21 protein-coding genes are annotated in these 25,787 nt (G+C 72.9%); 7 read left to right on the forward strand and 14 right to left on the reverse strand.

Annotated features, from left to right (window positions below):
* Positions 1 to 5 precede the first annotated feature (5 nt).
* A complete protein-coding gene (gene pnuC, locus NI26_RS11880; RefSeq protein ID WP_066655568.1) occupies positions 6 to 671 on the reverse strand; it encodes a nicotinamide riboside transporter PnuC in 666 nt (221 codons plus the stop codon).
* 99 nt (positions 672 to 770) lie between these two features.
* Here pnuC and NI26_RS11885 point away from each other — a divergent pair, with 99 nt between their 5' ends.
* Positions 771 to 1,313, forward strand: a complete 543-nt coding sequence (locus NI26_RS11885; RefSeq protein ID WP_081985001.1) for a hypothetical protein — start codon at positions 771 to 773, stop codon at positions 1,311 to 1,313.
* A 25-nt stretch (positions 1,314 to 1,338) separates the two neighbouring features.
* On the opposite strand, the gene NI26_RS11890 is transcribed toward NI26_RS11885, so the two are convergent.
* Positions 1,339 to 2,097, reverse strand: a complete 759-nt coding sequence (locus NI26_RS11890) for a TetR/AcrR family transcriptional regulator (RefSeq protein WP_066655576.1) — start codon at positions 2,095 to 2,097, stop codon at positions 1,339 to 1,341.
* Positions 2,098 to 2,182: 85 nt separating this feature from the next.
* On the opposite strand from NI26_RS11890, the gene NI26_RS11895 reads away from it, so the two are divergent.
* Entirely contained in the window at positions 2,183 to 3,046 is an 864-nt protein-coding gene (locus NI26_RS11895) for an NmrA family NAD(P)-binding protein (protein WP_066655578.1), read from the forward strand.
* Between the two features lie 65 nt (positions 3,047 to 3,111).
* Here the strand turns inward: NI26_RS11895 and NI26_RS11900 are convergent, their stop codons facing one another.
* Positions 3,112 to 3,852, reverse strand: a complete 741-nt coding sequence (locus NI26_RS11900) for a hypothetical protein (RefSeq protein WP_200884106.1) — start codon at positions 3,850 to 3,852, stop codon at positions 3,112 to 3,114.
* A gap of 69 nt (positions 3,853 to 3,921) precedes the next feature.
* Here NI26_RS11900 and NI26_RS11905 point away from each other — a divergent pair, with 69 nt between their 5' ends.
* Complete coding sequence (locus tag NI26_RS11905) at positions 3,922 to 4,476, forward strand: TetR/AcrR family transcriptional regulator (protein WP_066655585.1); 555 nt, start codon at positions 3,922 to 3,924, stop codon at positions 4,474 to 4,476.
* Between the two features lie 12 nt (positions 4,477 to 4,488).
* Here the strand turns inward: NI26_RS11905 and NI26_RS11910 are convergent, their stop codons facing one another.
* A complete protein-coding gene (locus tag NI26_RS11910; protein WP_066655587.1) occupies positions 4,489 to 5,373 on the reverse strand; it encodes an aminoglycoside phosphotransferase family protein in 885 nt (294 codons plus the stop codon).
* A gap of 191 nt (positions 5,374 to 5,564) precedes the next feature.
* On the opposite strand from NI26_RS11910, the gene NI26_RS11915 reads away from it, so the two are divergent.
* The 3 genes from NI26_RS11915 to NI26_RS11925 all read left to right on the forward strand — a co-directional run bounded on the left by NI26_RS11915 (position 5,565) and on the right by NI26_RS11925 (position 10,616).
* The gene (locus NI26_RS11915) at positions 5,565 to 7,334 is read left to right on the forward strand and encodes a hypothetical protein (protein WP_066655595.1); all 1,770 of its coding nucleotides are present in this window, start codon (positions 5,565 to 5,567) and stop codon (positions 7,332 to 7,334) included.
* A gap of 264 nt (positions 7,335 to 7,598) precedes the next feature.
* Entirely contained in the window at positions 7,599 to 9,104 is a 1,506-nt protein-coding gene (locus NI26_RS11920) for a cryptochrome/photolyase family protein (RefSeq protein ID WP_066655606.1), read from the forward strand.
* A 195-nt stretch (positions 9,105 to 9,299) separates the two neighbouring features.
* The gene (locus NI26_RS11925; RefSeq protein ID WP_066655609.1) at positions 9,300 to 10,616 is read left to right on the forward strand and encodes a GNAT family N-acetyltransferase; all 1,317 of its coding nucleotides are present in this window, start codon (positions 9,300 to 9,302) and stop codon (positions 10,614 to 10,616) included.
* 184 nt (positions 10,617 to 10,800) lie between these two features.
* Here the strand turns inward: NI26_RS11925 and NI26_RS11930 are convergent, their stop codons facing one another.
* The 5 genes from NI26_RS11930 to NI26_RS11950 form a co-directional block, all read right to left on the reverse strand.
* Entirely contained in the window at positions 10,801 to 11,799 is a 999-nt protein-coding gene (locus NI26_RS11930) for an ABC transporter permease (protein WP_066655611.1), read from the reverse strand.
* Positions 11,796 to 12,734: an ABC transporter permease gene (locus NI26_RS11935; protein WP_066655613.1), complete on the reverse strand. Its 939-nt coding sequence runs from the start codon at positions 12,732 to 12,734 to the stop codon at positions 11,796 to 11,798. The genes NI26_RS11930 and NI26_RS11935 overlap by 4 nt, the downstream gene beginning before the upstream one ends.
* Positions 12,731 to 14,395 carry a dipeptide ABC transporter ATP-binding protein gene (locus NI26_RS11940; protein WP_066655614.1) on the reverse strand — a complete coding sequence of 555 codons (1,665 nt, stop codon included), beginning with the start codon at positions 14,393 to 14,395 and terminating at the stop codon, positions 12,731 to 12,733. The genes NI26_RS11935 and NI26_RS11940 overlap by 4 nt, the downstream gene beginning before the upstream one ends.
* Positions 14,392 to 16,059: an ABC transporter substrate-binding protein gene (locus tag NI26_RS11945; protein WP_066655617.1), complete on the reverse strand. Its 1,668-nt coding sequence runs from the start codon at positions 16,057 to 16,059 to the stop codon at positions 14,392 to 14,394. The genes NI26_RS11940 and NI26_RS11945 overlap by 4 nt, the downstream gene beginning before the upstream one ends.
* A 310-nt stretch (positions 16,060 to 16,369) precedes the next feature.
* A complete protein-coding gene (locus NI26_RS11950) occupies positions 16,370 to 17,650 on the reverse strand; it encodes an MFS transporter (RefSeq protein ID WP_066655633.1) in 1,281 nt (426 codons plus the stop codon).
* Positions 17,651 to 17,706: 56 nt separating this feature from the next.
* Between NI26_RS11950 and NI26_RS11955 the strand changes: the two genes are divergently transcribed.
* Positions 17,707 to 18,663, forward strand: a complete 957-nt coding sequence (locus NI26_RS11955) for an ArsR/SmtB family transcription factor (protein WP_066655635.1) — start codon at positions 17,707 to 17,709, stop codon at positions 18,661 to 18,663.
* Between the two features lie 20 nt (positions 18,664 to 18,683).
* Here NI26_RS11955 and NI26_RS11960 read toward each other — a convergent pair whose 3' ends face one another.
* The 5 genes from NI26_RS11960 to NI26_RS11985 all read right to left on the reverse strand — a co-directional run bounded on the left by NI26_RS11960 (position 18,684) and on the right by NI26_RS11985 (position 25,468).
* The gene (locus NI26_RS11960; protein ID WP_066655636.1) at positions 18,684 to 19,604 is read right to left on the reverse strand and encodes a hypothetical protein; all 921 of its coding nucleotides are present in this window, start codon (positions 19,602 to 19,604) and stop codon (positions 18,684 to 18,686) included.
* 585 nt (positions 19,605 to 20,189) lie between these two features.
* On the reverse strand, positions 20,190 to 21,449 hold the full coding sequence (locus NI26_RS11970; protein ID WP_066658544.1) for a D-arabinono-1,4-lactone oxidase: 1,260 nt from the start codon (positions 21,447 to 21,449) through the stop codon (positions 20,190 to 20,192).
* Positions 21,450 to 21,459: 10 nt separating this feature from the next.
* Positions 21,460 to 22,986 (reverse strand): L-arabinose isomerase, encoded by a 1,527-nt coding sequence (araA, locus tag NI26_RS11975; protein ID WP_066655640.1) that lies wholly within the window; start codon positions 22,984 to 22,986, stop codon positions 21,460 to 21,462.
* Positions 22,983 to 23,693 (reverse strand): L-ribulose-5-phosphate 4-epimerase, encoded by a 711-nt coding sequence (locus NI26_RS11980; protein WP_066655643.1) that lies wholly within the window; start codon positions 23,691 to 23,693, stop codon positions 22,983 to 22,985. Before NI26_RS11980 ends, araA begins: the two co-directional genes overlap by 4 nt.
* Positions 23,690 to 25,468, reverse strand: a complete 1,779-nt coding sequence (locus NI26_RS11985; RefSeq protein WP_081985006.1) for a xylulokinase — start codon at positions 25,466 to 25,468, stop codon at positions 23,690 to 23,692. Before NI26_RS11985 ends, NI26_RS11980 begins: the two co-directional genes overlap by 4 nt.
* Positions 25,469 to 25,787 lie beyond the last annotated feature (319 nt).

Consider the following 25,787-nt stretch of genomic DNA (forward strand, 5'->3'; position numbering starts at 1 on the left):
GCGCGTCAGCCCACCGTCACCGGCGCCGCCGACGGCTTGCGCCCCTGCTGTACCCAGACGAAGAACCCGGTCAGGGTGAAGGCGCCGTAGAAGACGTACATCAGCCCGGACGCGTAGTAGCCGGCCGAGAAGAGCAGCGGCACCCCGACCAGGTCGACCGCGACCCAGATCAGCCAGAACTCGACCCAGCCCTTCGCCATGCCGTACGTCGCCAGCACGGACCCGACGAAGATCCAGGCGTCGCTCCAGACCGGCTCGTACGAGCCGAGGGCCCGGAACACGGGTGTCAGGACGGCGGTGCCGCCCACCAGCGCCAGCACCAGCAGCCCCCGGGTCGACCAGGAGGCCCACCGCGGCTCGACGACGGTCGTCGCCTCGTCCGCGCGGTGCGTCCACCGGTACCACCCGTAGACGCTGACGACGATGAACATGACCTGTCGGCCGGCCTGGCCGAGCAGGTTCACCGGGTTCGGAGTGTCGAAGAGCGCACCCATGAACACCGTGAAGAGCAGGGCGTTCCCGAGGATCCCCACCGGCCACGCCCAGACCCTGCGACGCATCCCGCCGAGCGCACTGAGCAGCCCGAACACGTTGCCGATCACCTCGCGCCAGAGCACGGTCTGGTCGCCGATGACGAGCTGCGCGTCGAACAACCACCGCACGATGCCCATGGGCCCTCCTCGTTCCGAGACCGTGCAACCGTACGGGCAGCGGGCGCATTCCTCCGGCCGCGCGACCCCGTGTGACGTGCCGGTCTAGGCTCGGGCAGCGTGACGGACGGGCTCGTGGAGGACGCGGTGCGGCGAGCGCAGACCCTGCTCGACCACGCGGCCGCGCGCCTGCGGGCAGCCGGCGTCCGCGACGAGGCCCTCGGCGAGTACGTCGAGCCCCGCGCGGTCCTCGGGATCCGTCGGGAGCCGACGATCCGCTCGCTCGGCCGGGTCTGGCGCGTCGGAGCCCTGCTGCTCGGATCGTCCTCCGAGACCGCCGGCGGGGTCTGGGCGACCGGGCAGATCACCCGCGTGACCGACCCCGGACGCCAGCAGTTCGTCTCGGTCTCCGCCGAGGTGCGCCGCGCCTACCGGGCGGCCGCGGCGAAGGGGCACTTCGCCGCGGGCGACACGGTCAACCACGGCGCGGTGCCGATCCCGCTCGACGACTCGCTCGTCGGGGCCGACGGTGTGCTCGCCGTGGTCGACGGCGAACCGGTCGTCCGCTGGTCCCCCACCTCCGGGACCGCCGTGCCGCTCGAGGACTACCTGCGGGACCGGGTCGCGCTGCTCGTGGACCCGCCGATCGGCGCGACCGACTGAGCTGCGTCCGACGCGGGTCGGAGGGTCAGGCTCCTCCGGAGTCGGACTCCCGACGCCCCGCCGCCACGCGGTCGAGCCACTCCGCCAGGACAGCGCGCTCGGCTGCCGTCAGTCGGTCGAGTTCCTCGACGCCGGCGCGCAGGGTCGACGCCGCGGTGCGGAGCGCCCGGTCGGGACCGGCGACGACGTCGCGCTCGGGGACGACGACCTGCGCCTCGACCGCGGCCCAGACCGTCTCGGCCAGGGCAGGGTCGCGTCGGCCCTCCGGTTCCCCCAGGATCGCGAGCACGGCACCGGTACCGGCCGCGTGCACCAGCCGGACCGCCTCCGACGCCCCGACGAGGAGACGTCCGGCCACCGCGACCCGTCGCAACCGTTCCTCGAGCACACGCAGCCCGGCCGCCACGGCGGGTGACCCTCGCCCGCGACGCGGGTCGCTCATGATGACGAACAGGTCGGGGTTGGCGAGCCCGAAGGCGATGGTCGCGTCCCATCCCGCGCGGAGCGCCTCGACCGGGTCCGTCCCGTCCGCTCCGGCGGCGTCGACCATCGCGGCCTTCTCGGCGCTGAACACCGTCATGACGTGCTCGGCGACCGCGTCGAGCAGTCCGTCCTTGTCCCCGAAGAGCCGGTAGATCGTGGGCGCCTGCACTCCTGCCCGTGCGGCGACCGCTCGCGTCGTCACCGCGTCGACACCGCCGTCGTGGAGGAGCTCCGCAGCGCCGACCACGATGCGCTCGCGGACGTCGCGACGGGAGTCGATCGCCGGTGCGGTACTGGTCACGGATCAACGCTAACAGGTGCTTGCTTCCACCGAAAACCAGCGCTACGGTTCTCGTGTTTCCACCGCTAACACGAACGAGGCCACCATGATCACGATCACCGGAGCGACCGGCGCACTCAACGGCGCCACCGCCGACCACCTCCTCGACCACCTCCCGGCATCCCGGCTCACGGTGGTGACACGGGACCCCGCACGCACCGCGCGGTTCGCCGAGCGCGGCGTGACGGTGCGTCACGGCGACTACGACGACCCGGCGGGCCTGGTCGAGGCCTTCGCCGGCTCGGACCGCCTGCTGCTCGTCTCGTCGAACGACCCGGGAGGGGACACCGTCCGGCAGCACCGGAACGCCGTGCAGGCCGCGGCGAGCGCCGGCGTCGGACACGTCTTCTACACGAGCCACCAGGGCGCGGGAGCGGCGTCCCCGTTCGTGCCGGCACAGCACCACGCCGCCACCGAGGACCTGCTCGCCGAGTCGGGCCTCCGGTGGACCTCGCTCCGGAACGGCTTCTACGCCCACAGCCTGCAGTGGCTGCTGGGGCCGTGGCCGGAGACGGGGACGGTCGCCCTGCCGGCAGACGGACCGGTGTCCTGGACCGCCCGTGAGGACGCAGCCGAGGCGGCCGCCGCCCTGCTGCTGCAGGAGACGCCGGCCGAGGGACCGGTGACCGTCACCGCGACCGCGGCACCGACCTTCGGGGAGCTCACGGACCGGCTGGCCGAGCGCGTCGGTCGCGACGTCGGCTTCCGGCTCGTCGACGCGGAACAGTGGGTCGGCGGCGCCGTCGCGGCGGGGCAGGACGAACGCATGGTCCGGTTCCTGCTCGGCATGTACGAGGCAGCGGCCGGAGGGTGGTTCGCGGGGACGGACCCGACGCTCCGGACGCTGCTCGGCCGCGAGCCGAGGTCTGCGGACGACGCACTCGACGCCGTCGTCGCCGGCACGCGCTGAGCGGACGCCGTCGTGCCGGTCGGCCTGCCGCGAGCGCGACGCCCCGGCCGACCGGCCGACCGGCATCAGTGGCGCGACCGCGCGGTGAGCCACTCGTCGAAGGACGGTCCGACCACCTCCGTACCCACGTCCGGCAGGAGCGCACCGTCGCGGAACGCGCGCCCCAGCCGACCGGGGATGCGGAGCGGCAGCGCACGGATGCCGGGAGCGGGCAGCGACTCCGTCATCGCCAGCAGTGTCGTCCGCCGCGGCCCGGCGACCTCGACGCGTCGCTCCCTGCGCTCACCCGAGACGACCTCCGCCACGACGGCGGCCACCGCGGTCAGCGCCACGGGAGCGATCGTCATCGCCGGGACCAGCGCGACGCGACCGACACCGAAACGCTCGGCGTTCTGCTCCGCGAACTCGTGCCACTGCGTCGAGCGCACCACCGACAGTTCGGCACCGGTCGTCGCGGCGGCCCGTTCCTGCGCTGCCTTGCCGGCGAAGTAGCCGTACCCCTGCACCTCCGGACGCTCGCACCCGAGGACCGAGAGCAGGACGTGCCGCGCCCCGACCGCTGCGGCAGCCGAACCGACCGCGGTGGTCGACCGGACGAAGAAGTCGGTGGCTCGTCGGCGGCTCGTCGTGAAGCGACCGGTGGCCTCGACCACCACGTCGGCACCCCGGAGCACAGCCGCGACGTCGTCGCGCAGGACGTCGAACCCCGTCCGCCGCGACGACACCTGCACCGCCCAGCCCCGCGCGGCGATCGCCGCTCCGATCGCTCGACCCGATGTTCCCCCGCCGACGACGACTGCGCGCACGACACCCTCCCGATCGATCCTCTACAGATGTAGAGAACAGTACGATGTCCTGGCCGAGAGGGGAAGCCATTGGGACGACGCGACGACCTCGCCGACGCGGCGGTCCGCCTCGTGGCGCGCGGCGGCGCGCGGTCGCTCACCCACCGCGGCGTCGACACCGAGGCAGGGGTCCCGCCCGGGTCGACGACGTACTACGCGTCGACCCGGCACGCACTGCTCGCGCTGGTGGCGGCGCGGATCACCGAGCAGCTGGCGTCCGACGTCGCCGGACTCCAGCTGCCGGAGGACCCGGACGACGCCTCGGTCGTCGCGGTCGCCACCGGGTTCCTCGACGCACTCGCTGCTCGCGGCGATGCACAGGCCGCCCGGCTCGCGCTCCTCGTCGAACTGCGCGACGACCCCGGACTGCGTGCTCCCCTGACCGGCGCCGACCCGGCGCGTGACGACCTCGTCCGAGCGGCACGGACCCTGCTCGACGGCATCGGCGTCGTGGACCCGGACGGCTCCGCACGGGACCTCGTCGGGATCGTCGACGCCCTGCTGCTCTACCGGGTCGGCGCGGTCGCCGCCGTCGATCCGAACGCGGTGCTCACGGCCTACGTCGCCGGGCTCCCGCGGAGGTGAACCCCGCGGTGGTCAGGCGCCGAGCCCGTCGACCACCGCAGCACGGGCCATCGCGTCGACACCGTCGCCGAGCGCTCCCCTGCTCACCGACCAGAGGGCGGACTCGACCAGCCGCGCGGTGCACCAGGCGGCGATGCGGTCCGGGGACTGGCCGGTCGTGTCCGACAGCACGGCGACCCGGTGCCGGACGGCGCGCAGGGGGTCGCCCGTGCGGAAGGGGTCGCCGACCTGCACGAGCACCGGGCTCAGGTCGTAGGCCGGATCGCCGACCATCGGCTTCGGGTCGATGACGAGCCACGGCTCCCGGACCGCCGCGAGCACGTTGCCGGGGTTCGCGTCCCCGTGCACGACCACCGACCGTGGGGCGTCGCGGGGCAGGGTGCGGAGCAGGTCGGTGCCGCGGCGCACGAGTCCGGGGTCGAAGGGTGGCGCGAGCTCGAGCATCCGGGCTTCGGCGAGCGCCGCCCACTCCGCGGCGACGTCGGCGACGGACTCGAACGGGTGGTCGTCCGGGATCCCGGTCGCCCAGAGCCGCGTGAGCAGACCACCCGCGGTGCGCAGGCGCTCCTCGGCCGGCACGTCGTCACGCTGCACGAGGCGGGTGCCGGGCTCGCAGCGCTCGAGCAGCAGCACGAAGGGGTCGTCCGGGTCCACGGCGAGCAGGCGGACCGCCCCGGCGCCGTCCCACCACCCGAGCGCTGCTGCCTCGTGCTCGGCCTCGCGGTGCGGCAGGGACAGCTTGAGGACGGCATCGCCGCCGTCGGGCAGCCGCACTCGGACGACGTGCGAGACGCTGCCGCCCGCGTACGGCTCGCCGGGGCGCAGGTCCCAGCGCTCGACCGCGCGGGCGAGCAGACGCGGGACGGACGCACGCCAGTCCTGCTCGGTCGGCCACATGCTCGGAGCGTACCGAGCGCCGGGACGGGGGTGGCGGGGCGGGGGCGATCCGGGCCTCCAGTCCGACCCCCGAACGGGGTACGCACTTGTCCGCCGCAGCACCGACTGCCGCGGCGTCCGGGCGGGTCTACCGTCTGTTGCGGGCGGCAACGGGGCCGTCCGACGATGAATCGAGCATCATGCAACGACGGATGAGCACGCTCCTCGCGACGATCACGGCGGTCGGACTGGTCGGCGCCCTGGCGCCGGCCGTGCAGGCACAGGCAGCCGTGCCGACCAGCGACACCCCGGACCTCGGCAGCAACGTCAAGGTCTACAGCCCGTCGACAACGACCTCGACCATCCAGGCCGACGTGGACGCGGCGTTCGACTCGCAGCTCCGCAGCAGCGGGGCGCAGTTCGGCTCGCAGCGGTACGCCTTCCTCTTCAAGCCGGGCAGCTACGGTCGGCTCTGGGCGAACCTCGGCTTCTACACGTCCGTGGCCGGCCTCGGCAAGAACCCGGACGACGTCACGATCACCGGTGCGATCAACGTCGACTCCGGGTGGAACGCCGGTGACGAGAAGAACGCGACGCAGAACTTCTGGCGGTCGGCGGAGAACCTGTCGGTCGTCCCCGAGGGCGGCACCGACCGCTGGGCGGTGTCGCAGGCCGCACCGATGCGGCGGGTCCACGTCAAGGGGAACCTGACGATGGGACCGTCGAACCAGGACGGCGGTCAGGGCTACTCGTCCGGTGGGTACATCGCCGACTCGAAGGTCGACGGCACCGTCACCAGCGGGTCCCAGCAGCAGTGGTACACCCGGAACTCCTCGCTCGGCAGCTGGCAGGGCGGGAACTGGAACATGGTGTTCTCGGGGGTGCAGGGCGCTCCCGCGAACGACTTCTCGAAGAGCTGGACCACGCTGTCGACCACGCCGGTGACGCGTGAGAAGCCGTACCTGTACATCGACTCGTCGAACAACTACCACGTGTTCGTGCCGTCGCTGCGGACGAACTCCACCGGGGTGACGTGGCCGAACACGCCGGGGACCGACATCCCGATGCGGAACTTCTACGTCGCACACCCCGGTGACAGCGCGACGACGATCAACAGCGCGCTGGCGCAGGGGCTGAACCTGTTCTTCACCCCGGGCACGTACCAGCTGGACGCCGCGCTGAACGTCACGCGTCCGGACACCGTCGTCACGGGCATCGGCTTCCCGACGCTCGTGCCGACGAAGGGCAACGCGGTCCTCACCAGCTCGGACGTCTCGGGTGTGAACGTCTCGAACCTCGTGGTCGACGCGGGGACGACGAACAGCGCGCAGCTCGTCCGACTCGGCACCGGCGGCTCGCACGTCGACCACGCGTCGAACCCGCAGAGCATCCAGGACGTGTTCTTCCGCGTCGGGTCGAGCATCCAGGGCAAGGCGTCGACGACGCTGCAGGTCAACGCGGACGACACGCTGGTCGACCACATCTGGGCGTGGCGGGCCGACCACGGCGGAGCGGCCACTGGGTGGAACGTCAACACCGGCGCCACGGGTGTCGAGGTGAACGGGGACGACGTCCTGGCGACCGGGTTGTTCGTCGAGCACTACCAGCGGTACGAGGTGCTGTGGAACGGCAACCGGGGTCGGACGATCTTCTTCCAGAACGAGATGCCGTACGACGTGCCGGACAACGCCTCGTGGCAGAGCCCGACCGGAGCCGGGTACGCGGCGTACAAGGTCGCGTCGGGGGTGTCGAACCACGAGATCTGGGGCGGTGGTGTCTACTGCTTCTTCAACACGAACCCCTCCGTGCACGCAGACCGGGCGTTCGAGACGCCGACGGGCGCGGGGATCCGGGCGCACGGGCTCGTGACGGTGTCGCTCGGTGACACGGGCACGATCTCGAGCGTCATCAACGGGGTCGGTGGGGCGGTACCGACGCCGGCGGGCAACACGGCGCCGAACCGGCTCGCGTCGTACAACTGACCGGGCCGGCCGGCCGCGACGGGGCCGTCGACGACACCGGTCGTCGGCGGCCCTCGGTCGCACGGCGTGCCGTCGGCGGACGTTCCGGTCGCACGACGGGCCGTCGGCGGCCGTTCCGGTCGCACGACGTGCCGCGCCCGCCGAACACGAGCGGCACGTCGTGCGACCGGAACGCGGCCGCCGGGCCAGCCCCGGCCGCCGACGCCGACGTCGGGGCACACGCGCCGTCAGCCGGGCGTCACACGCCGCCGGTAGCGTCCGGGCATGGCACCCGACCACGGCAGCACCGACGCCGGCAGCACCGACCGCACCCGGCTCGTCCTCCCGGGGCAGTACGGACCGCTGTTCGACGACGGCGGCCCCGCGCTGGTGGTCGAGGCGCGCGAGTTCTTCACCGCCCGACCGATGCACCGGGCGAAGGCACACCTCTGGTTGAGCGCCCTCCGCCACCGGGTGCGGGAGCTCGGCGACCGGGCCGAGCACGTGCAGGTCGAGGGTCTCAAGGACGCCCTGGTCGGCCGGGACGACCTCGACGTGGTCGACCCGCCCTCCCGCACCCTGCGCGCGCAGGTCCGGCACTGGGGCCGTGGCACCGAGATCCTGCCGAGCCGCGGCTTCATCACCGACGAGGCCGAGTTCGCCGAGTGGGCCGCCGAGCGCACCGGCCGCTTCCGGATGGAGACCCACTACGAGCGGGTCCGCCGCCGCGAGGGCTGGCTCATGCACTCGGACGAGCCGATCGGCGGGAGGTTCAGCCTGGACGACCAGAACCGGGAACCACCGCCCAGGGGAGCGACCACGCTCGGGCTGCCCGATCCGTGGTGGCCGACCGAGGACGAGATCGACGACGAGGTCCGCCACGACCTCGACCGCTGGGAACACGACGGCCTCGTCCGCTTCGTCGGCAGGGACGACACCCGCCGCTTCGCCGTGACCGCCGACGAGGCCCGGCAGGCCCTCGACGACTTCGTGCAGGTCCGGCTCGGGGACTTCGGGCCGTTCGAGGACGCCACGCTGACGAACGACTGGACCATGGCGCACTCGCTGCTCAGCGTGCCGATGAACCTCGGCGTGCTCGACCCGTTCGAGGTCGTCGAGGCAGCCCTCACCGCGCACCGCGACCACGACGCCCCGCTCGCGAGCGTCGAGGGCTTCGTCCGCCAGGTCGCGGGCTGGCGCGACTACGTCTGGCACCTCTACTGGTGGTTCGGCGACGACTACGGCGCCGAGGAGAACGCCCTCGGCGCACACGAGCGGCTCCCCCGCTGGTGGCAGGAGCTCGACGCGTCCGAGATCGACGCGGTCTGCCTGTCCACCGCGATGGAGGGTCTGCACGACCACGGCTGGCTGCACCACATCCAACGGCTCATGGTGCTCGGCAACTGGGCCCTGCAGCGGGGCTACGACCCGGTCCACCTGACGGAGTGGTTCACCGACGTGTTCGTCGACGGCACCGACTGGGTGATGCCCGCGAACATCATCGGGATGTCGCAGCACGCGGACGGCGGGATGGTCGCGACGAAGCCGTACGCCTCCGGTGGCCGCTACATCGACCGGATGTCGGACCACTGCGGCGGCTGCCGCTACGACCCGACGAAGCGGCTCGGCGAGGACGCGTGTCCCTTCACCGCCGGCTACTGGGCGTTCCTGTCGCGCACCGAGCCCGCGCTGCGGGAGAACAACCGGATGGCGCGGCCGCTGCAGCAGATGCGGAAGCTGGCGGACCTCGACGAGGTGGTGGACCAGGAGGCGCGGCGCGGCACGCCCTGACCGGCCCCGCGGTACCAGGTGCCCAGGGGCGGACGGGAGGCACGTGGCGGCGGCGCCACGTGCCTCCCGTCCGCCACCCGGTCGCCCGGTTGCGTCGGTGGGCAGGAACGGTCGGGGCGCCACCGCCCACCCGACGGTTGCTGCTCCACCGCGCGAGGGAGGCGCCCGCGTGGAGCGCACCGGTAGGGTCGGCTCGTGGCCAGCAACGACGCATTCGACGACCGCTACGACCTGCGCGAGTTCGCGCCGACGACCGACGCCGAGGGGGCGCCGACGCCGGAGACCGAGGCGTGGATGCGCGCCGTCGGGTTCGGGTTCCACGAAGCCCACCCCGACGCCGAGGGTGCCGCGCGGATGGCGTCGCACTTCCTGGAGGACCAGGAGACGTTCCTCGGCGTGTACCTGCGCGACCCGTTCCCGGGCTCGGTCGACGAGACGTGGCCGGCCGGGACCTTCACCTGGTTCCGCAAGCGCCTGACGTGGGCCGAGGGCGCCGCGATCGACACGCAGGCGATCTCGGCCGTGACGGTCCGGCCGACCGAGCGTCGGCGCGGGATCCTCCGCCGCATGATGACGCACGCGCTCGAGCGCGGCGTCGCCGAGGGCTACGCCGTCGCGTCCCTCACCGCGTCCGAGGGCACCATCTACCGCCGCTTCGGCTTCGGCTGCGCGATCCGTGAGCGGGCGGTGACCGTCCGCCGCGAGCGGGCACTGCCGCTGCTCGCGCCGACCACCGGCACCGTCGCGGTCGTCACGCCGGAGTGGCTCGCCGAGGGCACCGGGCGCGCCGTGTTCGACCGGTTCGACGCACGCACCCCGGGCTCGATGGTCCGGAACGCCGGCACGTGGCCGATCGTGTTCGGGCTCCGCGACGGCGAGGGCCAGCCCGCGAAGGACGTCCGCGCCGCGGTGCACCGCCCCGACGACTCCGACGAGGTCGACGGCTACGTGACCTGGCGCGTGAAGGAGGGCAAGGGCGACACCGTCCTCGAGATCGTCGACCTGGTCTACGCGAACGATGCCGCGTACCTGTCGCTCTGGGAGTTCCTGCTCTCGATCGACCTGAACGACGTGGTGCAGTACAGCCGCTCGCGGCTCGACGACCCGATCGTCGCGGCCCTCGGCGACAACCGCGCCTACGACGTCGAGCACGAGGAGGACCACGTCTGGCTCCGGGTGCTCGACGTGCCGGCGGTGCTCAGCAGCCGGCCGTACGCGGTCGACGGTTCGGTGACGCTCGCCGTCTCCGACGCGATGGGGTTCGCGTCGGGCACCTACCGGCTCGACGTCACCGACGGGCAGGGCACGGTGACGCGCCTGTCCGACGGCGCCGACGGCGAGGCCGACCTGCGGCTCGACGTGGCTGACCTCGGCGCGGTGCTCATCGGCTCGGTGTCCCCGGTCACCCTCGCCGCGGCCGGACTCGTGCGTGCGGCGGACCCGACGGCGCCCGCGCTGCTCCGGGCGATGCTCACGCCGGCCCGCACGCCGCACGGGATCACGTACTTCTAGGCGTGCGCCGGGCGCGCCGCCCGCTGCACCACGACCAACCGGAAGCACCTCGCGCCACGGAACCCCATGGCGCGAGGTGCTTCCGGTTGTGCAGCAGCACGCCGCACCACCAAGCGCGCCGACACATGGCGAGCCGACGTTGCGCGTCGCGGGCCCGGGCTGCCGGCCGAGCGGGGACCGGCACCTACGCCCGGCGACGCACCCGTGGGTCGACGAACGCGTAGACGACGTCCACGATCACGTTCGCGGTGACGATGAGCAGCGCCGAGAACACCGTGAAGCCGACGACCACCTGCAGGTCGAGGGTGTGCACCGCGTCGATGAGCAGCGCTCCGAGGCCCTGCATCGAGAACACCTTCTCGGTGATGACCGCGCCGCCGAGCAGCGACCCGAGGTCGAGCCCGAACAGCGTCACCACGGGCAGGATCGCGGTCCGGAGTCCGTGCCGCACGACGACCTGCCGCTCCCGCAGGCCCTTCGCACGCGCGGTCCGGACGAAGTCCTGCGACATCGACTCGAGCATCTCGCCGCGGGTCAGCCGCGCGTAGATGGCCGCGCTGATGAAGGCGAGCACGCACCACGGCAGCACCAGGTGCGTCACCCACCCGACCGGGTCCTCGACGAACGGCACGTACCCGCTCGTGGGCAGCCAGCCGAGGGTGAACCCGAACAGCAGGATCGCGAGCAGCCCGATCAGGTACGCGGGCGAGGACACCCCGGCGACGGCGACCGTCATGACGGCGCGGTCGGCCAGCGTCCCCCGCTTGAGCGCGGACACCGTGCCGCCCGCCACACCGGCGACGAGCCACAGCACGGCCGCCCCGACGGCGATCGACGCGGTCACGGGCAGGCGCGACGCGATGAGGTTCGTGACGCTGTCGTGCAGCTGGAACGAGTACCCGAAGCACGGTGCCGCGCACGTGATCGTGGAGGCTCCGGAACCGAAGGTGCGGCCGGCGAAGATGCCGGCGAGGTACGCCCCGAACTGCGCGAACCACGGCTTGTCGGTGCCGAGGAACGCCTGCACGTCAGCGAGCCGCTCGGGCGTGCACGGCTTGTCGCAGATCGCCCGGGCCGGGTTCGTGGGCAGCAGCATGAACAGCGCGTAGGTGATCGCCGCGACGACGAACAGCACGACGACGGCGCCGAGGATCCGGACGGCCAGGAAGCGGACGGTGCTCATCGGTCGCCCCCGCGCGGGTCGAGGGCGTCGCGCAGGGCGTCACCGAGCACGTTGAAGGCCAGGGTGATGAGGAACAGTGCGGCTCCGGGGAAGACGAGGTACATCGGATCGGTCTGCACCCAGCCGATCGCGTCGCCGATGCTGCGGCCCCACGACGGCGTCGGCGGGTTGACCCCGACGGCCAGGAAGGACAGCGCGGCCTCGGCGCCGATCATCGACGGGATCGAGATGGTCGCGTAGACGGTGATCGTCGCGGCGAGGTTCGGCAGGAGCTGCTTGCGGGTGACGTGCCAGCGCCCCGCACCCATCGCGGTCGAGGCGACGACGTAGTTCCGGCTCACGAGCGAGAGCGTCTGCCCGCGCACGACGCGGGCGACGGAGGGCCACCCGAAGAACCCGATCACGAGCACGACGAGCAGCGGCTTCGGGAACGAGGTCGGCACGACCGCGGTGAGCGCGATCATGAAGACCAGGGACGGGAACCCGAAGATCACGTCGACCACGCGCGAGAGCACCCGGTCGTACCAGCCGCCGAGGAACCCGGTGGTGACACCGACGAGCACCCCGATCACGATCGACATCGCGGTCGCGGCGAGCCCGATGCCGAGCGAGGTCCGTGCGCCGTAGGTCACGATGGCGAACAGGTCCCGCCCGGTCAGCGGCTCGACGCCGAACCAGTGCTCGCCGCTCACGCCGCCGGCAGCACCGCGGGGAGCCCCGAAGTCGTTCAGTGCGTCGACGTCGTAGCTGTACGGGTTCCGCCCGGTGGCGGCGGCGATGAGCGGTGCGGCGATCGCCACGACGACGAACACCGCGATGACGATCGCGGCGGCCACGGCCCAGCGGTCCTGACGGACCCGGCGCACCACGGCGCGGAACCCGGTGGTCCGACCGGCCGAGGCGGAGACGGGCCGGTCGACGACGTTCGCGGTCACGAGACCACTCCTTCCCAGGCCCGCCAGGCCTCGCGGCGGGCGGCCTGTCGCGCGGGATCGGCGACCGGGGCCGCCGCGAGCAGCATGCGCGTGTAGTCCTGCTGCGGGTGGTCGAGCACGGCGGAGGTCGCGCCGCGCTCGACGATGCGGCCGTCGTGCAGCACGACGACGTCGTCGGCGAGCTGGCGCACGACGGCCAGGTCGTGGCTGATGAGCAGCATGCCGAAGCCGAACTCGTCCTGCAGGTCTGCGAGCAGGTCGAGCACGGCGGCCTGCACGGTGACGTCGAGGGCGCTGGTCGGCTCGTCGGCGATCACCAGGGCCGGTCGGAGCGCCAGTGCCCGGGCGACGGCGACGCGCTGCCGCTGGCCGCCCGACAGCTGGTGCGGGAACCGTTCGGTCCACGACGGGTCGAGCTGCACCGCGGACAGGAGCTCGCGGGCGCGGTCGGCGCGCGAGGCCGGTGTGCCCTCGCCGTGCACGAGCAGCGGTTCGGCGATGCTCCAGCCGATGGTCTGTCGCGGGTTCAGCGACGACGCCGGGTCCTGGAAGACGATGCCCACGCGGCTGCGGAGCTCGCGCAGGCGCTTCCCGCGTGCGGTGCGCAGGTCGTTGCCGTCGACCTCGACCGAGCCGTCCACGACGGGGACGAGTCCGGCGAGCGCGCGGCCGATGGTCGACTTGCCGGACCCCGACTCCCCCACCAGGCCGAGCGTCCGGCCGGCCGTGAGTTCGAGGTCGATCCCGCGCACCGTGGGGTCGCCGCGGCGTGCGTAGCGCACGGCGACGTCGCGCAGGCGCGCGACCGCGGGTGATGGCCGGGAGGCACGAGACCCGGCCCCCGATCCGGCCGCGGCCGACGGTGCGGACGCGGGGTGTGCCTCCAGGGCGGGGACCGCGGCGAGGAGCTCGCGCGTGTAGTCGGCCTCCGGGTGCGCGAAGACGTCGGCGACCGCTCCGTGCTCGACGGGGTCACCGCGGCGCATCACCAGCACCTCGTCGGCGACGTCCGCGACCACACCCATGTCGTGGGTGATGAGCAGGACGGCGAGGTCGCGTTCGCGACCGAGCCGACGCAGCAGGTCGAGGATCCCGGCCTGGACCGTCACGTCGAGTGCGGTCGTCGGCTCGTCGGCGAACAACGCGACGGGGTCTCCCGCGAGCGCCATCGCGATCATCGCCCGCTGGAGCTGCCCGCCGGACAGCTCGTGCGGGTAGGCCTTCCGGATCCGGGCCGGGTCCGGCAGCCCGGCAGCCCGGAGCAGCTCGTCGACGCGGGCGGAGACGCCCGCTCGGTCCAGGTCGGTCGGGTGCGCCCGCACGGCCTCGGCGATCTGCGTGCCGATCGCCAGCACGGGGGTGAACGAGTTCATCGGTTCCTGGAACACGACCCCGATGCCCGCACCACGGACGGCGCGCAGCTCGTCCACGGAGGCGCCGATGAGCTCGGTCCCGCGGAACCGGGCGCTGCCCGACACACGGGCGGAGGGTGGCAGGAGTCCGAGCACGCTCATCGCGCTGACGGACTTGCCCGAACCGGACTCGCCGACGAGCGCGAGCACCCGGCCGGGCGTCAGGGTGAAGGAGACGTCACGGACGACGGGCTCCGCGTCGCCGAACGCGACGCGGAGCCCCTCGACCTCGAGCAGCGGTGCACTCACTGCGAGAGCGAGACCTTGAGGTAGTTCGGGTAGGCCGGGAAGTCCGCGATGCGGAAGTTCTCGACGTTCGACCCGGCCAGGAAGGACTGCTTCGCGTAGATCAGCGGGACGACGGGGGCGTCCTCCATGATCCGCCGGTCCGCCTGCGCCCACAGCTCCTGCGCCTCGGACTGGTCGACCGTGCCGGTCGCCTTCGCGATGAGGGCGTCGACCTCGGGGTTGCTGTACTTCGAGACGTTGTACCCGCCCCCACCGATCTCCGACGAGTCGTAGAGCGGCTGGATGTTGGCGTTCGCGCTCGGGAAGTCCGGCTGCCAGCTCGACAGCGAGAGGTCGAAGTCGGTGCCGTTCGTCGTCGCCTGGGTGAACGAGTCGTAGTCGAGCGGCTTGAGCGTGACCGTGATGCCGGCGCGCTTCAGCCCCGCCTGCAGGGCCTGCGCCTGGGACAGGTAGGTCGGGTCGTTCTGCGTCACCAGCGTGAGCTTCAGGTCCTCGGCACCGGCGTCCTGCAGCAGCGCCTTCGCCTTGTCGACGTCGCCCGTCGCGCCGGTCTCGTACAGGTCGTAGTCCTGGCGTCCGGCGATGCCCGGCGTCACGAGCGTCGACGCGTACTCGCCGGCGAGCGCGCCGCCGGCAGCGATGCGGAACGACTTGCGGTCGACGGCGTACTGCAGCGCCTGGCGGACCTTCAGGTCCTTGAGCGCCCCGCGCTGCGTGTTGATCGCCATGTAGGTGATCGGGCCGGCCTTGCTCGTCGCGAGGCGGTCCTGCGCAGCGGGGTTGGCGCGCACCTGGTTGAGCTCGGCGGCACCGAGGAACTGCGCACCGAACGCGTTCTTCGCGTCACCGTTGTCGGCGATCAGGCTCTGCGTCGTGGTCGACGCGTCCTGGCTCTCCTTGAAGACGATCTTCGACGGACCGGCCGTGCGGATCGCGTCGGTCTTCGCGCTCCACTCCTTGTTCCGGACGAGCGTCACCTGCGAGCCCTGCGTGTTCGACTCGATCTGGTACGGGCCGCTCGACACGGGCTTCGCGTCGTACGCGCCGGTGTCCTTGCCCTCGCCCTCGGGCACGGGCGCGAACGCCGGCATCGACGCGAGCCACGGCCAGTCGCCGTACGGGGCGTCGAGCGTGAAGACGATGGTCTTGTCGTCGGGGGTCTCGATGCTGTCGAGCGTCTTCCCCTCGAACGGGCCCTGGTAGTCGGAGCCGCCGACCAGCAGGGACTTGTGGTAGCTCAGGCCGCCGGTGAGGTTCGGCGCGAAGGACCGCTCGATCCCCCACTTGATGTCCTTCGTGGTGATCGGCGTGCCGTCCTCGAACTTCAGGCCGTCCTTGAGCGTGTAGGTCCAGGTCCTGCCGCCGTTGCTCGACTCACCCGTGGTGGTCGCCAGGTCGGGGACGACCTTCGCGGTCTTCCCGGGCTGGACGTCCCACGTGGTCAGGCGGCGGGCGACCAGGCCCATCGAGGTGATGCCGAGGCTCTGGCTCGTCGCCGGGTCCCAGTGCAGCGCGGTCTGCGCGGTGAGGATGTCGAGCGTGCCGCCCTTGCTCGTGCCGGTGGACGCGTCGTCCGACGCGCCGCCACCCGAGCAGCCGGTCAGCACGAGGGCTGCGGCGGCGGCGACGGCCGCGGTGATCGTCAAGCGCTTGGGGCGGTGCATGGTGTGCTGCTCCTCGTGGGGGGGTGGGGGTGTCGAGCGCCGCCGACCGGGGGTCCGGTCTGCTGCGGCCCGCGTCGTCGTGGTGGACGGGGTGTCCGTCCCGGTTCGGGTGGCCGGGCGGTCCATGGTGGCACCGGTCGGTGCGCGGACCCGAACGCTCGCGTGGTCCGGACGACATGCAACGCAACATTGCACGACGCAACAGCACAACGCCTGCGGCTCGAGCGTATTCCCGCGGCGCACAGGGCGTCCGGTCACGCGCGACGGACGGCGACGACGGACACCGGTCGGGAGGCGCGGCGCGGCCCCGTCAGGCCGTGGCCGTCGTCCTCGCGGCGCGTCCGGCGATCGCTCCGACCCCGAGCGCCGAACCGAGGAACACGACGGCGAGGATCGCCCAGCCGGCGGTCCCGAGGTCGACGGCGGTGAGGGTCACCACGGTGGGCGCGATCATCGCAGCGACCGCGTACCCGGCGCCGTACACGCCCTGGTACGCACCGATCCGGTCCGCCGGTGCGAGCTCGAAGCTCAGCGCCCACCCCGCCGCACTCGACGTGATCTCCGCGAGCGAGTGCGCGACGGCCGCGAGGACGAGCACGGCGGTCGCAGTCGCAGCCGGCACCCAGTCGTCCCCGCGGACCCACCCGGCGGCGGCCCACAGGCCGCACGCCACCGCCATGACCCACCCCGCGTGCCGCATCACCCGGGCCGCTCCCGCGACGGTGTCCGTCCCGCGGCTCAGCCGGACCTGCAGCAGGACGACGATCACGGTGTTCACGAGCAGCAGCGGCGAGACGAGCACGTCCGGGGCGACGGTGTGCTGCACGATCCAGATCGGCACCCCGACCTCGAACAGGCCGAACTGCATGCCGAACAGTCCCGTCAGGGCGGTGACGGCGAGGAAGCGCACGTCGCGGTAAGGGCTCCGGCCGGCGGGTTCCCGGCGCACGATCGTGCCGGTGTCCGTGCGGTCCGCGGGAGCCGCGTCGACGCGCGCCGCCGACAGACCCGCGACGAGGACCGCCGACGCCAGGAACAGCGCGCCGGAGAGCGCCATCGTCACGCGGTAGGCCTCGCCGGTGCCGATCGCGAGCGGGACCGCGGCGAGCGCGGTGCCCACGCCGATGCCGACGTTCGTGACCGTGCGCATGGTCGCCCGGACGCGGACCCGCTCGGTGCCCGGGAACGCCCGGCCGACCGCAGCGCTCCGGACGGCGCTGCCGCCCTGCTGCGCGAGGGTCACGACGGACGCCGTCGCGACGAGCGTCGGCAGGTCGTGGACGAGCACGTAGCTGATGAGCGCGAGCCCCTGCACCAGGTGCAGCCACACGAGCATCCGTCGCGCGCTGAACCGGTCCGCGAGGTGCCCGAACACGAGCGACGCGGCGACGCCGACCGCGCCGGCGACCGTGAGGCCGAGACCGACCGCGACGGCCGGGAGCCCGACGATCGTGATGAGGTACAGCGAGGTGAGCGTGAAGAAGGCACCGCGCCCGAGGGTGTCCACCAACGTGACCGTGAGCAGGCGTCGGAGCGTCGGGTCCTGTCGGACCAGGGTGCGGATCGGGACCGGTTGCGCCGTGGTGCTCACGGTCCTGTTCTCGCAGCAGCGCGGTGCCGACCTGAACAGATGTAGCGTCAGGCTTCATGATCCGCTACCGACTCGAGCCCTCCGACGTCTCGGCGGTGCGGTTCGGCATCTCGCCGCTGTCGGAGCTCGGCCTCGGGCTGCGCGCCTTCCGAGCACCGGAGCGGTACCCCTTGCAGCGGCCGTGGCTCGAGCGCATCGCCGGCGTGCTGCCCGTCCTCGACCGCCCCGTCCTCGCCGGCCTGGTCGACGAGCGCCGGTGGGTCGCGGACTTCGTCAACCCCCGTCCGGAGTCCCCGCTGGGGTCGTTCGACGACGAGCTCCGTGCCCTCGGCCGGATCTCCCCCTCCCGGCTCCGGACCGACCTCGAGCGGGTGCACGCCACCGTGCCGGACGTGTTCGTCGGGCGTCACGAGGACGTCGTCGACCGGCTCGTCCGGGCGCTCGCCACGACGTGGGAGCTCTGCTTCGCACCGTACTGGCCGCGGATGCGCCGCGTGCTGCAGGCCGACGTGACGCACCGCGGCCGGATCGCCGCGCACGAGGGCGTCGGTGCGGTGCTCGGTGGGCTGTCCGAGTCGGTGCGCTTCGACGGCCGACACGTCGACGTCCGGTTGAGCAGCCCGATCGCGCGCGACCGCCCGGTGCAGGGCGAGGGACTGACGCTCGTCCCGTCGGTGTTCGTCGTCCGCGCGTCGACGCCGATCGACGACGACATGCCCCCGACCGTCATGTACCCGGCGCGGGGGCAGGGCGCGATGTGGTCGACCGCGTCGCACCCCGACGCCGGCGCCGTCCGCGACCTGCTCGGGGGCACGCGGGCCGCGCTCCTCGACGCGCTCGGCGAGCCTGCGTCGTCGACCGACCTCGCGATGCGGTTCGGCGTCTCCACCTCGGCCGTCAACCAGCACCTGCGGGTGATGGAACGGGGCGGGCTGCTCAACCGGACGCGGTACGGCCGCGCGGTGCTCTACTACCGCAGCACCGTCGGCGACGCGCTCGTCCGACGGGAGTGAGCGCGTCGCCGGCGGGCGTGTCAGCGATCGAACAGCCCACCGAAGAAGTCGTTGCCGAGGTTCGACGCCTGCTCGCCCAGGCCGGATGCCTGCTCGCCGAGGCCGGACGCCTGCTCGCCCAGTCCGCCCAGGAACTGCTCGCCCTCGGCCGCGAAGCCCTCGACGCCGCCGCCCAGGTCCGCGAGACCGAGGTCACCCATGCCCGAGGCGATGCCCTCGAAGTCGACACCGAGGTCGGCCGCGCCGGCCAGCACGGGTGCCGCCGCTGCGCTCACCACCGCTCCTCCGGCGACCGCCACCGCGAGACCACCGAGCGCCACCGCACCGGCACCGACGGCAGCACCGCCGGCGAAGGCACCACCCCTGCCGCTGCCCGGTCGCCCGGAGCCGCCGAGCACGCGGCGGATGAGCCCGGGTCGGGACATCTCGCCGCGGGTCATCGCCCGTGCCATGCCGCCGGACGAGTCGTCCCGCAGGTGCTCGTGCGGCGGGAGCTCCGAGTTCAGCCGGTCCCGAACCTGCTGCCGCTGCGCCGGGGTGAGCCGCGCGAAGGCGTCGTGGTGCACCTGCTCGATCTGGTCCGGGCTCGCCGTCCGCAGCAGGTAGTCGTACTTCGCCAGGGCGATCTTGTCGGCGTCGGCGTGCCCGCCGTGCGCCTGCGGCTGCTCCGGGTGCTGCTCGGTCCGACCGTACTGCTGCTGCGGCTGCCCGTACTGCTGCTGTCCCGGCTGCTGCTGTCCCGGCTGCTGCTGTCGCGACCGGTCGTCGCCTGTCAGCTTGTCCGCAGCAGTCCGGACGATGTCACGCCAGTCGGTCCCGCCCCCGGTGCCGTGCGGGTTCTGCTGGTGGCCGGCTGCGGCGTTCCCCTGCGCGCGCTGCTTCTGCATCTGCTTGTCGATGACCTTCGAGGCCATGCCGAGGATCCGGTTGAGGTTCGCCATGCCCCAACCTTTGTGATCACACATGTGAGCACTCAGCGACCGAGCAGTGCGCCACCCGCCGATCAGGTCCGAGAGCGCTGGGAGCGACGGAGCGGTCGGCGCGCAGACTGCGGCGCGCGGTGCGAGCGACCCCGATCCGGTGGTACATCACCGGACGGTTCGGGAGGGTGTCCTCGGCCGTGCACCCGCCGGAGCGCGGCCAGGTGGACGTGCGAGGCCCGGATCTGCAGGAACAGATCCGGGCCTCAGTTCGCCTTCCGAGTGGAAAGCCAGGGATGCAAACCCATCCCCGAGCTCAGCGCTCGGACCGATGGTAGCCGAGCCCGCTCGGCTTCGCATCCCTGGCTCGAAGCTCTTCGTGTCCGCCGGCGACGACACCAGGAGGTCCTCGATGTCGCGAGACGACGACGGCCGGAACAGGCGTCACGCGCTCTGGCTGGGGATCGCGAGCTTGCTCGTGAACACCACCAGACTGCTGGTCGACCTGCTCCGCAAGGGCTGAGGATGCGGGTGCCCCTCGCCGCCACCAGCGGCGAGGGGCACCCCGTCGGTCAGGACGGCAGGCGCGTCAGGACGGCAGGCGCGTCAGGACAGCAGGCGCGCCAGGAACGCGTTGCGGAACCGCCCGGTCGGGTCGAGGTCCCGCGCGAGCGCCGCGAAGTCGTCGAGGCGCGGGTACGCCTCGCGCAGGCGTTCGACGCTCGCGGCGGAGACCTTCCCCCAGTGCGGGCGGGGATCGAAGGGCGCGAGGACCTCCTCGATCCGCTCGACCGCGGCAGCCACGGCCTCGGCGTCCCGTCGGAAGGTGAAGTGCAGCCCGACCGACTGCCGTCCCGACGAGGGCGCCAGCCATGCCGTGTCGGCGGCGATCGTCCGGACCTCGGCCGCGATGAGCAGCGGCGCGAAGAGCGGCTCGAGCGGGCGCAGCGCATCGAGCGCGGCGACGGCGTGCTCTGCGGGGACCAGGTACTCCGCCTGGATCTCGGCACCGGTGGACGGCTCGAAGGTCGATCGGAAGTGCGGCAACCGCTCGGCCCACGGCCCGGGGACCCCGCCCTGCTCGGTGACGCTCGCGGCGTCGTTCTCCCCCGGGTGCACGGGCCCGCCCGCCCGACGGGCACCGAGCGCGACGAGGTCGACCGACGGTGCAGGTTCGTCGACGCGGTGCTTCGTCCAGACCTGTCGGGCACCGCGGTCGTCGAACGAGGTGAACAAGGACACCGAGTACGCGTCCGACACCACCCGGTCGAAGTGCTCGAGGACGGCGTCCCACGGCAGGTCGAGGTGCACGGTCGTGGCCACCTGGAACGTCGGCTCGATCGCGAGCTCGACCGCGGTGACGACGCCGAGCGCACCGAGTGCCACCCGGTGCGCGTCGAGGGCGCCGTCCGGCGACGACGCGTCGACCCGGACGACGTCGCCGGAGGCCCGGACGACCTCGAGCCCGACCACCGCCTGCGCGAGCGACGGGTTGCGGACGCCGGAGCCGTGCGTGCCGGTGGCGACCGCGCCGGCGACCGAGATGTGCGGCAGGGAGGCGAGGTTCGCGAGGGCCCAGCCACGAGCCTCCAGGCCGGCCGCCACCTGTGCGTGCGTCATGCCGGCGGCGACCCGCACCACGCGCCGGTCGGCGTCGACCTCGAGCACCGGCGGGAGGCCGGCGAGCGTGACCTGGACGGCGTCGGTGTCGGCGATCTCGTTGAACGAGTGCGTCGAGCCGAGCGCCGTCAGGCGCGGCGTGGCCGCGACGAGCTGCCGGAGCGCCGCCACCGAGGTGGGGCGCTCGAGCGCGGAGGCGCGGTAGGTGACGTTCCCCGCCCAGTTGGTGCGCGTCGTCGTGGCCACGGTCACGGTCCTAGAACCCGCGGTCGAGACGGTGCCACGCCTGCTGCAGGCGGAGCTCGTCGCGGAACCCGCGAGCCGTGGTGTGCTCGTCGATGACCAGGAACTCGGTGCCGACCATGGTCGCGAGGTCCTCGACGACCTGCAGGCCGACGGCCGTCGTCATGACGGTGTGGTGCGCGGCGCCGGCGGTGAGCCAGGCCTCCGCGGCGACCGGGAACGACGGACGCGGCTCCCAGACGGCACGGCCGACCGGCAGGTTCGGCAGCGACTCGGTCGGCGGGACGACGTCGACGACGTTCGCGGTGAGGCGGAAGCCGTCGCGCGTGTCGGACAGGGCGACCACGACGGCTTCGCCCGCGTCCGCGGTGAAGACCAGGCGCACCGGGTCGTCCTTGCCACCGATGCCGAGCGGGTGGATCTCGAGCGTCGGCGTCGCGGTGGTGAGCGTCGGCGAGACCTCGAGCATGTGCGCGCCGAGGATCTTCTCGGCACCCGGGGTGAGGTCGTACGTGTAGTCCTCCATGAGGGAGGCACCGCCGGGCAGGCCCGCACCGGCGACGTTCATCGCGCGGACGAGGACGGCGGTCTTCCAGTCGCCCTCGGCGCCGAAGCCGTAGCCGTCGGCCATGAGCCGCTGCACCGCGAGGCCGGGCAGCTGCTTGAGCGTGCCGAGGTCCTCGAAGTTCGTCGTGAACGCAGCGGAGCCGTTCTGCTCCAGGAGTGCACGGAGGCCGAGCTCGATCGCGGCGCCGTCGCGGAGCGCCTGGTGACGGTCACCGCCGTCGCGCCGCAGCGACGCGTCGACGTCGTAGTCGCGCTCGTAGACGGCGACGAGCTCGTCGATCGCTGCCGTGTCCGCCTCGGCCTCGGCCACCGCTGCGGCCAGCTCGTTCACGGCCCAGGTGTTCACCTGCACGCCGAGCTCGATCTCCGCCTCGGTCTTGTCGCCCTCGGTGACGGCGACGTAGCGCATGTTGTCGCCGAAGCGCGTCAGCTTCAGCTCGCGGACGGCCGCCGCACCGGCCGCGGCGCGCGTCCAGTTCTCCACCCGCGAGACCACGCGCGGGTCGGACACGTGCCCGACGGCGGTCGCGTGCCGGACGCCGAGGCGGGCCAGCGCGTAGCCGAACTCGCGGTCGCCGTGCGCGGCCTGGTTGAGGTTCATGAAGTCGAAGTCGATGTCGCCCCACGGCAGCGCGACGTTCGCCTGGGTGTGCAGGTGCAGCAGCGGCTTCGTGAGCGCCTGCAGGCCACCGATCCACATCTTGGCCGGGCTGAACGTGTGCATCCACGTCGTCACACCGATGACCTTGTCGTCGGCGCTCGCCTCGATGAGCGCGCGACGGATGCCGTCGGCGTCCTTGAGCACCGGCTTCCACACGAGCTTCACGGGCAGTGCACCCGCGAGCTCCGCGTGCACGGCCTTGCTCTGCTCCTCGACCTGGCGCAGGGTCTCCTCGCCGTACAGGCCCTGCGACCCGGTGAGGAACCAGACCTCGTAGCTGTCGAGGGTGGCCTGGGGGTTCACCTGCGTCATCGCATGGCTCCTTCGGGGTTCTGTCCGTAGACGTTCTGGTAGCGATCGAAGAGTCGATCGATGTCGTCGGGGGCGATCGGCACGAGCTCCCCGCCCTGCTTCGCGATGTGCACGGTGCGCGCGACGTCCTCGCACATCACCGCCGCCTTCACGGCGTCCTTCGCGTCCTTGCCGATCGTGAAGACGCCGTGGTTCTGCATGAGCACGGCGCGGCTCCGGTGACCGGCGAGGGTGTCGACGATGCCGCGGCCGATGGAGTCGTCGCCGATGATCGCGAACGGGCCGACCGGGATCGGACCGCCGAACTCGTCCGCCATCGCGGTGATCACACAGGGGATCTCCTCGGCGCGGGCGGCCCATGCCGTGGCGTACGTCGAGTGGGTGTGCACGACGCCGCCCACCTCGGGCATGTTCCGGTAGACGAAGGCGTGCGCGGCGGTGTCGGACGACGGGCCGTGCGCGTTGCCCCACCCGTCGGCGGGCAGCCCGTCGAGGGTGCAGACCACCTGGTTCTCCGGGGTGAGGTCGTCGCTGGAGACCCCGCTCGGCTTGATGACGAACAGGTCGGTGCCCGGCACGCGCTCGGAGACGTTGCCGCCCGTCCAGATGACGAGGCCGTAGCGGACGAGCTCGCCGTGCAGGGACGCGACGCGCTCCCGCGCCGCGGCGACGGCCGCCCTCGTCTCGTCCGTGATCGGTCCGGTCATGCGGCTGACTCCTTCTCGGTCTGGAGGCGCGCCTCGACCACGTCGGTCGGCTCGCCCTGGTCGGTCGGTGCGGGCTGCCCCGTCGGTGCGGCCTGGTCCGTCGGTGCGGCCTGGTCCGTCGGTCCGGCCTGGTCGCTCGCCACGCTGGTGCGGGTCGCCGCGGCGGCGACGTCCTGCACGGGGAGGGCCGTGCGGTAGCGGGCCAGGTAGTCCTGGAAGCCCGCGACGTCGCGGTCCTCGGGCTCGGCGACGTGGACCGCGTCGCCGCGGAACACCGTGTCGGCGAGGAAGTCCTCCAGCGGGCGGTCGGTGTGCTCCAGGTACGCCGCGAGCACCGCGATGCCCCAGGCGCCACCCTCGCCCGCGGTCTCCTCGAGGGCGACCGGCACGCGGAGCGCTGCGGCGAGCAGGCGCTGCGGGGCACCCGGCGTGCGGAAGAGGCCGCCGTGCGCGGTCATCCGGTCGACGGCGACCTCCTCGCCGTGCAGGACGTCCATGCCGATCGCGAGGGTCGCGAAGGCACCGTGCACCTCGGAGCGGACGAGGTTGCCGAGCGTGAAGCGGGCACCGGGGGTGCGCAGCAGCAGCGGTCGGCCGTCCTCGACGTGCGTGACCGGCTCGCCGGCCAGGTAGTTGAAGGAGAGCAGCCCGCCGGCGTCCGGGTCCGCGTCGGCGGCCTCGGCCAGCAGGGTGGCGTAGACGTCGTCGACGGGGACCGACGCGCTGCCGGTCCGTTCGCTCGTGGCCTCGGCGAACCGGCCGAAGACACGGGCCCAGGCGGCGATCTCGCTCGCACCGTTGTTGCAGTGCACCATCGCGACCGCGTCACCGGCCGGGGTCGTGACGACGTCGAGCTCCTCGTGCGGGGTCCGGAGCGCCCGCTCGAGCACGACCATCGCGAAGATGCTCGTGCCGACGCTGACGTTGCCGGTGCGCGGGGCGACGGCGTTCGTGGCCACCATGCCCGTGCCGGCGTCGCCCTCGGGCGGGCAGAACGAGACGCCGGGCTGCAGCGTGCCGGTGGGGTCGAGCCACGTGGCTCCCTCGCGGGTGAGCGCACCCGCGTCCTCACCCGCGACGAGCACCTCGGGGAGCAGGGCGCGGAGGTCCGGGACGCGGTCGCCGAGCAGGTCCTGCGTGGCGGCGAGCATCGACGCGTCGTAGTCGCGGCGACCGGGCTCCCCCGGGGCGCTCTCGACCGGGCCGGACTCGATCGGGAACATGCCGCTCGCGTCGCCGACGCCGAGGACGTCGCGGCCCGTGAGCATGCGGTGCACGTACCCGGCGAGCGTCGTGACGCCGGCCAGCTGGGCGACGTGCGACTCGTCGTCGAGCACGGCCTGGTACAGGTGCGCGACCGACCAGCGCTGCGGGACGTTGAAGTCGAGCGCGGCGCTCAGCTGCTCGGCGGCCGGGCCGGTCGAGGTGTTGCGCCAGGTGCGGAACGGGACGAGGAGCTCGCCGTCCTCGTCGAACGCCAGGTAGCCGTGCATCATCGCCGAGACGCCCGCCGCGCGGAAGGCCGTCGGGCGGACGCCGAACTGCCGCTCGACGTCGGCGACCAGGTCGGCGTAGGCCGCGCGGACACCGGTCTCGACGGCGACCAGCGGGTAGGTCCACCGCCCGTCGACGTACTCGTTCTCCCACTCGTGGGAGCCGCTCGCGATCGGTCGGAGCTGCTCGTCGACGAGCACGGCCTTGATCCGGGTGGAGCCGAGCTCGATGCCGAGTGTCGTGCGGCCGTCCTCGACCTGCTGCCGGCGGTCGTCGCTCATGTGTCCTCCCGAGACCTCGTCGTCCTGCGTGAGCGCTCACATCCTGGCACGTGAGCGCTCACGCCTGCAACGCGTCGGCGCGCCGCCCTGCTCGCGCGCGCCGGGCTCCCGCCCGCTCCCGCCCGCTCCCCCCGCTGCTCCCAGCGCCGAGCGGGCACGATCCGTCACGCTCGACATCCCTCGCCGACACATCCCACCCACTCGGCGGAACGCCCGCGGCAGGTCGTACCCGCTCGCGCAGCCAGGCTGCTCTCTCCACCGAGCCGTACCGAGCCCCACCGAGCCGTGCCGAGCCCCACCGAGCCCCACCGAACGGGCA

Origin of the sequence: Curtobacterium sp. MR_MD2014, assembly GCF_000772085.1 — a bacterium.
Lineage (GTDB): Bacteria > Actinomycetota > Actinomycetes > Actinomycetales > Microbacteriaceae > Curtobacterium.

Coding starts and splice junctions, on each gene's coding strand:
- pnuC (WP_066655568.1), bottom strand. CDS start 671: ATGGGCATCGTGCGGTGGTTGTTCGACGCGCAGCTCGTCATCGGCGAC.
- NI26_RS11895 (WP_066655578.1), top strand. CDS start 2,183: ATGATCACGATCACCGGAGCGACCGGCGCACTCAACGGCGCCACCGCC.
- NI26_RS11910 (WP_066655587.1), bottom strand. CDS start 5,373: ATGTGGCCGACCGAGCAGGACTGGCGTGCGTCCGTCCCGCGTCTGCTC.
- NI26_RS11915 (WP_066655595.1), top strand. CDS start 5,565: ATGAGCACGCTCCTCGCGACGATCACGGCGGTCGGACTGGTCGGCGCC.
- NI26_RS11920 (WP_066655606.1), top strand. CDS start 7,599: ATGGCACCCGACCACGGCAGCACCGACGCCGGCAGCACCGACCGCACC.
- NI26_RS11930 (WP_066655611.1), bottom strand. CDS start 11,799: ATGAGCACCGTCCGCTTCCTGGCCGTCCGGATCCTCGGCGCCGTCGTC.
- NI26_RS11945 (WP_066655617.1), bottom strand. CDS start 16,059: ATGCACCGCCCCAAGCGCTTGACGATCACCGCGGCCGTCGCCGCCGCC.
- NI26_RS11955 (WP_066655635.1), top strand. CDS start 17,707: ATGATCCGCTACCGACTCGAGCCCTCCGACGTCTCGGCGGTGCGGTTC.
- NI26_RS11960 (WP_066655636.1), bottom strand. CDS start 19,604: ATGGCGAACCTCAACCGGATCCTCGGCATGGCCTCGAAGGTCATCGAC.
- araA (WP_066655640.1), bottom strand. CDS start 22,986: ATGACGCAGGTGAACCCCCAGGCCACCCTCGACAGCTACGAGGTCTGG.
- NI26_RS11980 (WP_066655643.1), bottom strand. CDS start 23,693: ATGACCGGACCGATCACGGACGAGACGAGGGCGGCCGTCGCCGCGGCG.
- NI26_RS11985 (WP_081985006.1), bottom strand. CDS start 25,468: ATGAGCGACGACCGCCGGCAGCAGGTCGAGGACGGCCGCACGACACTC.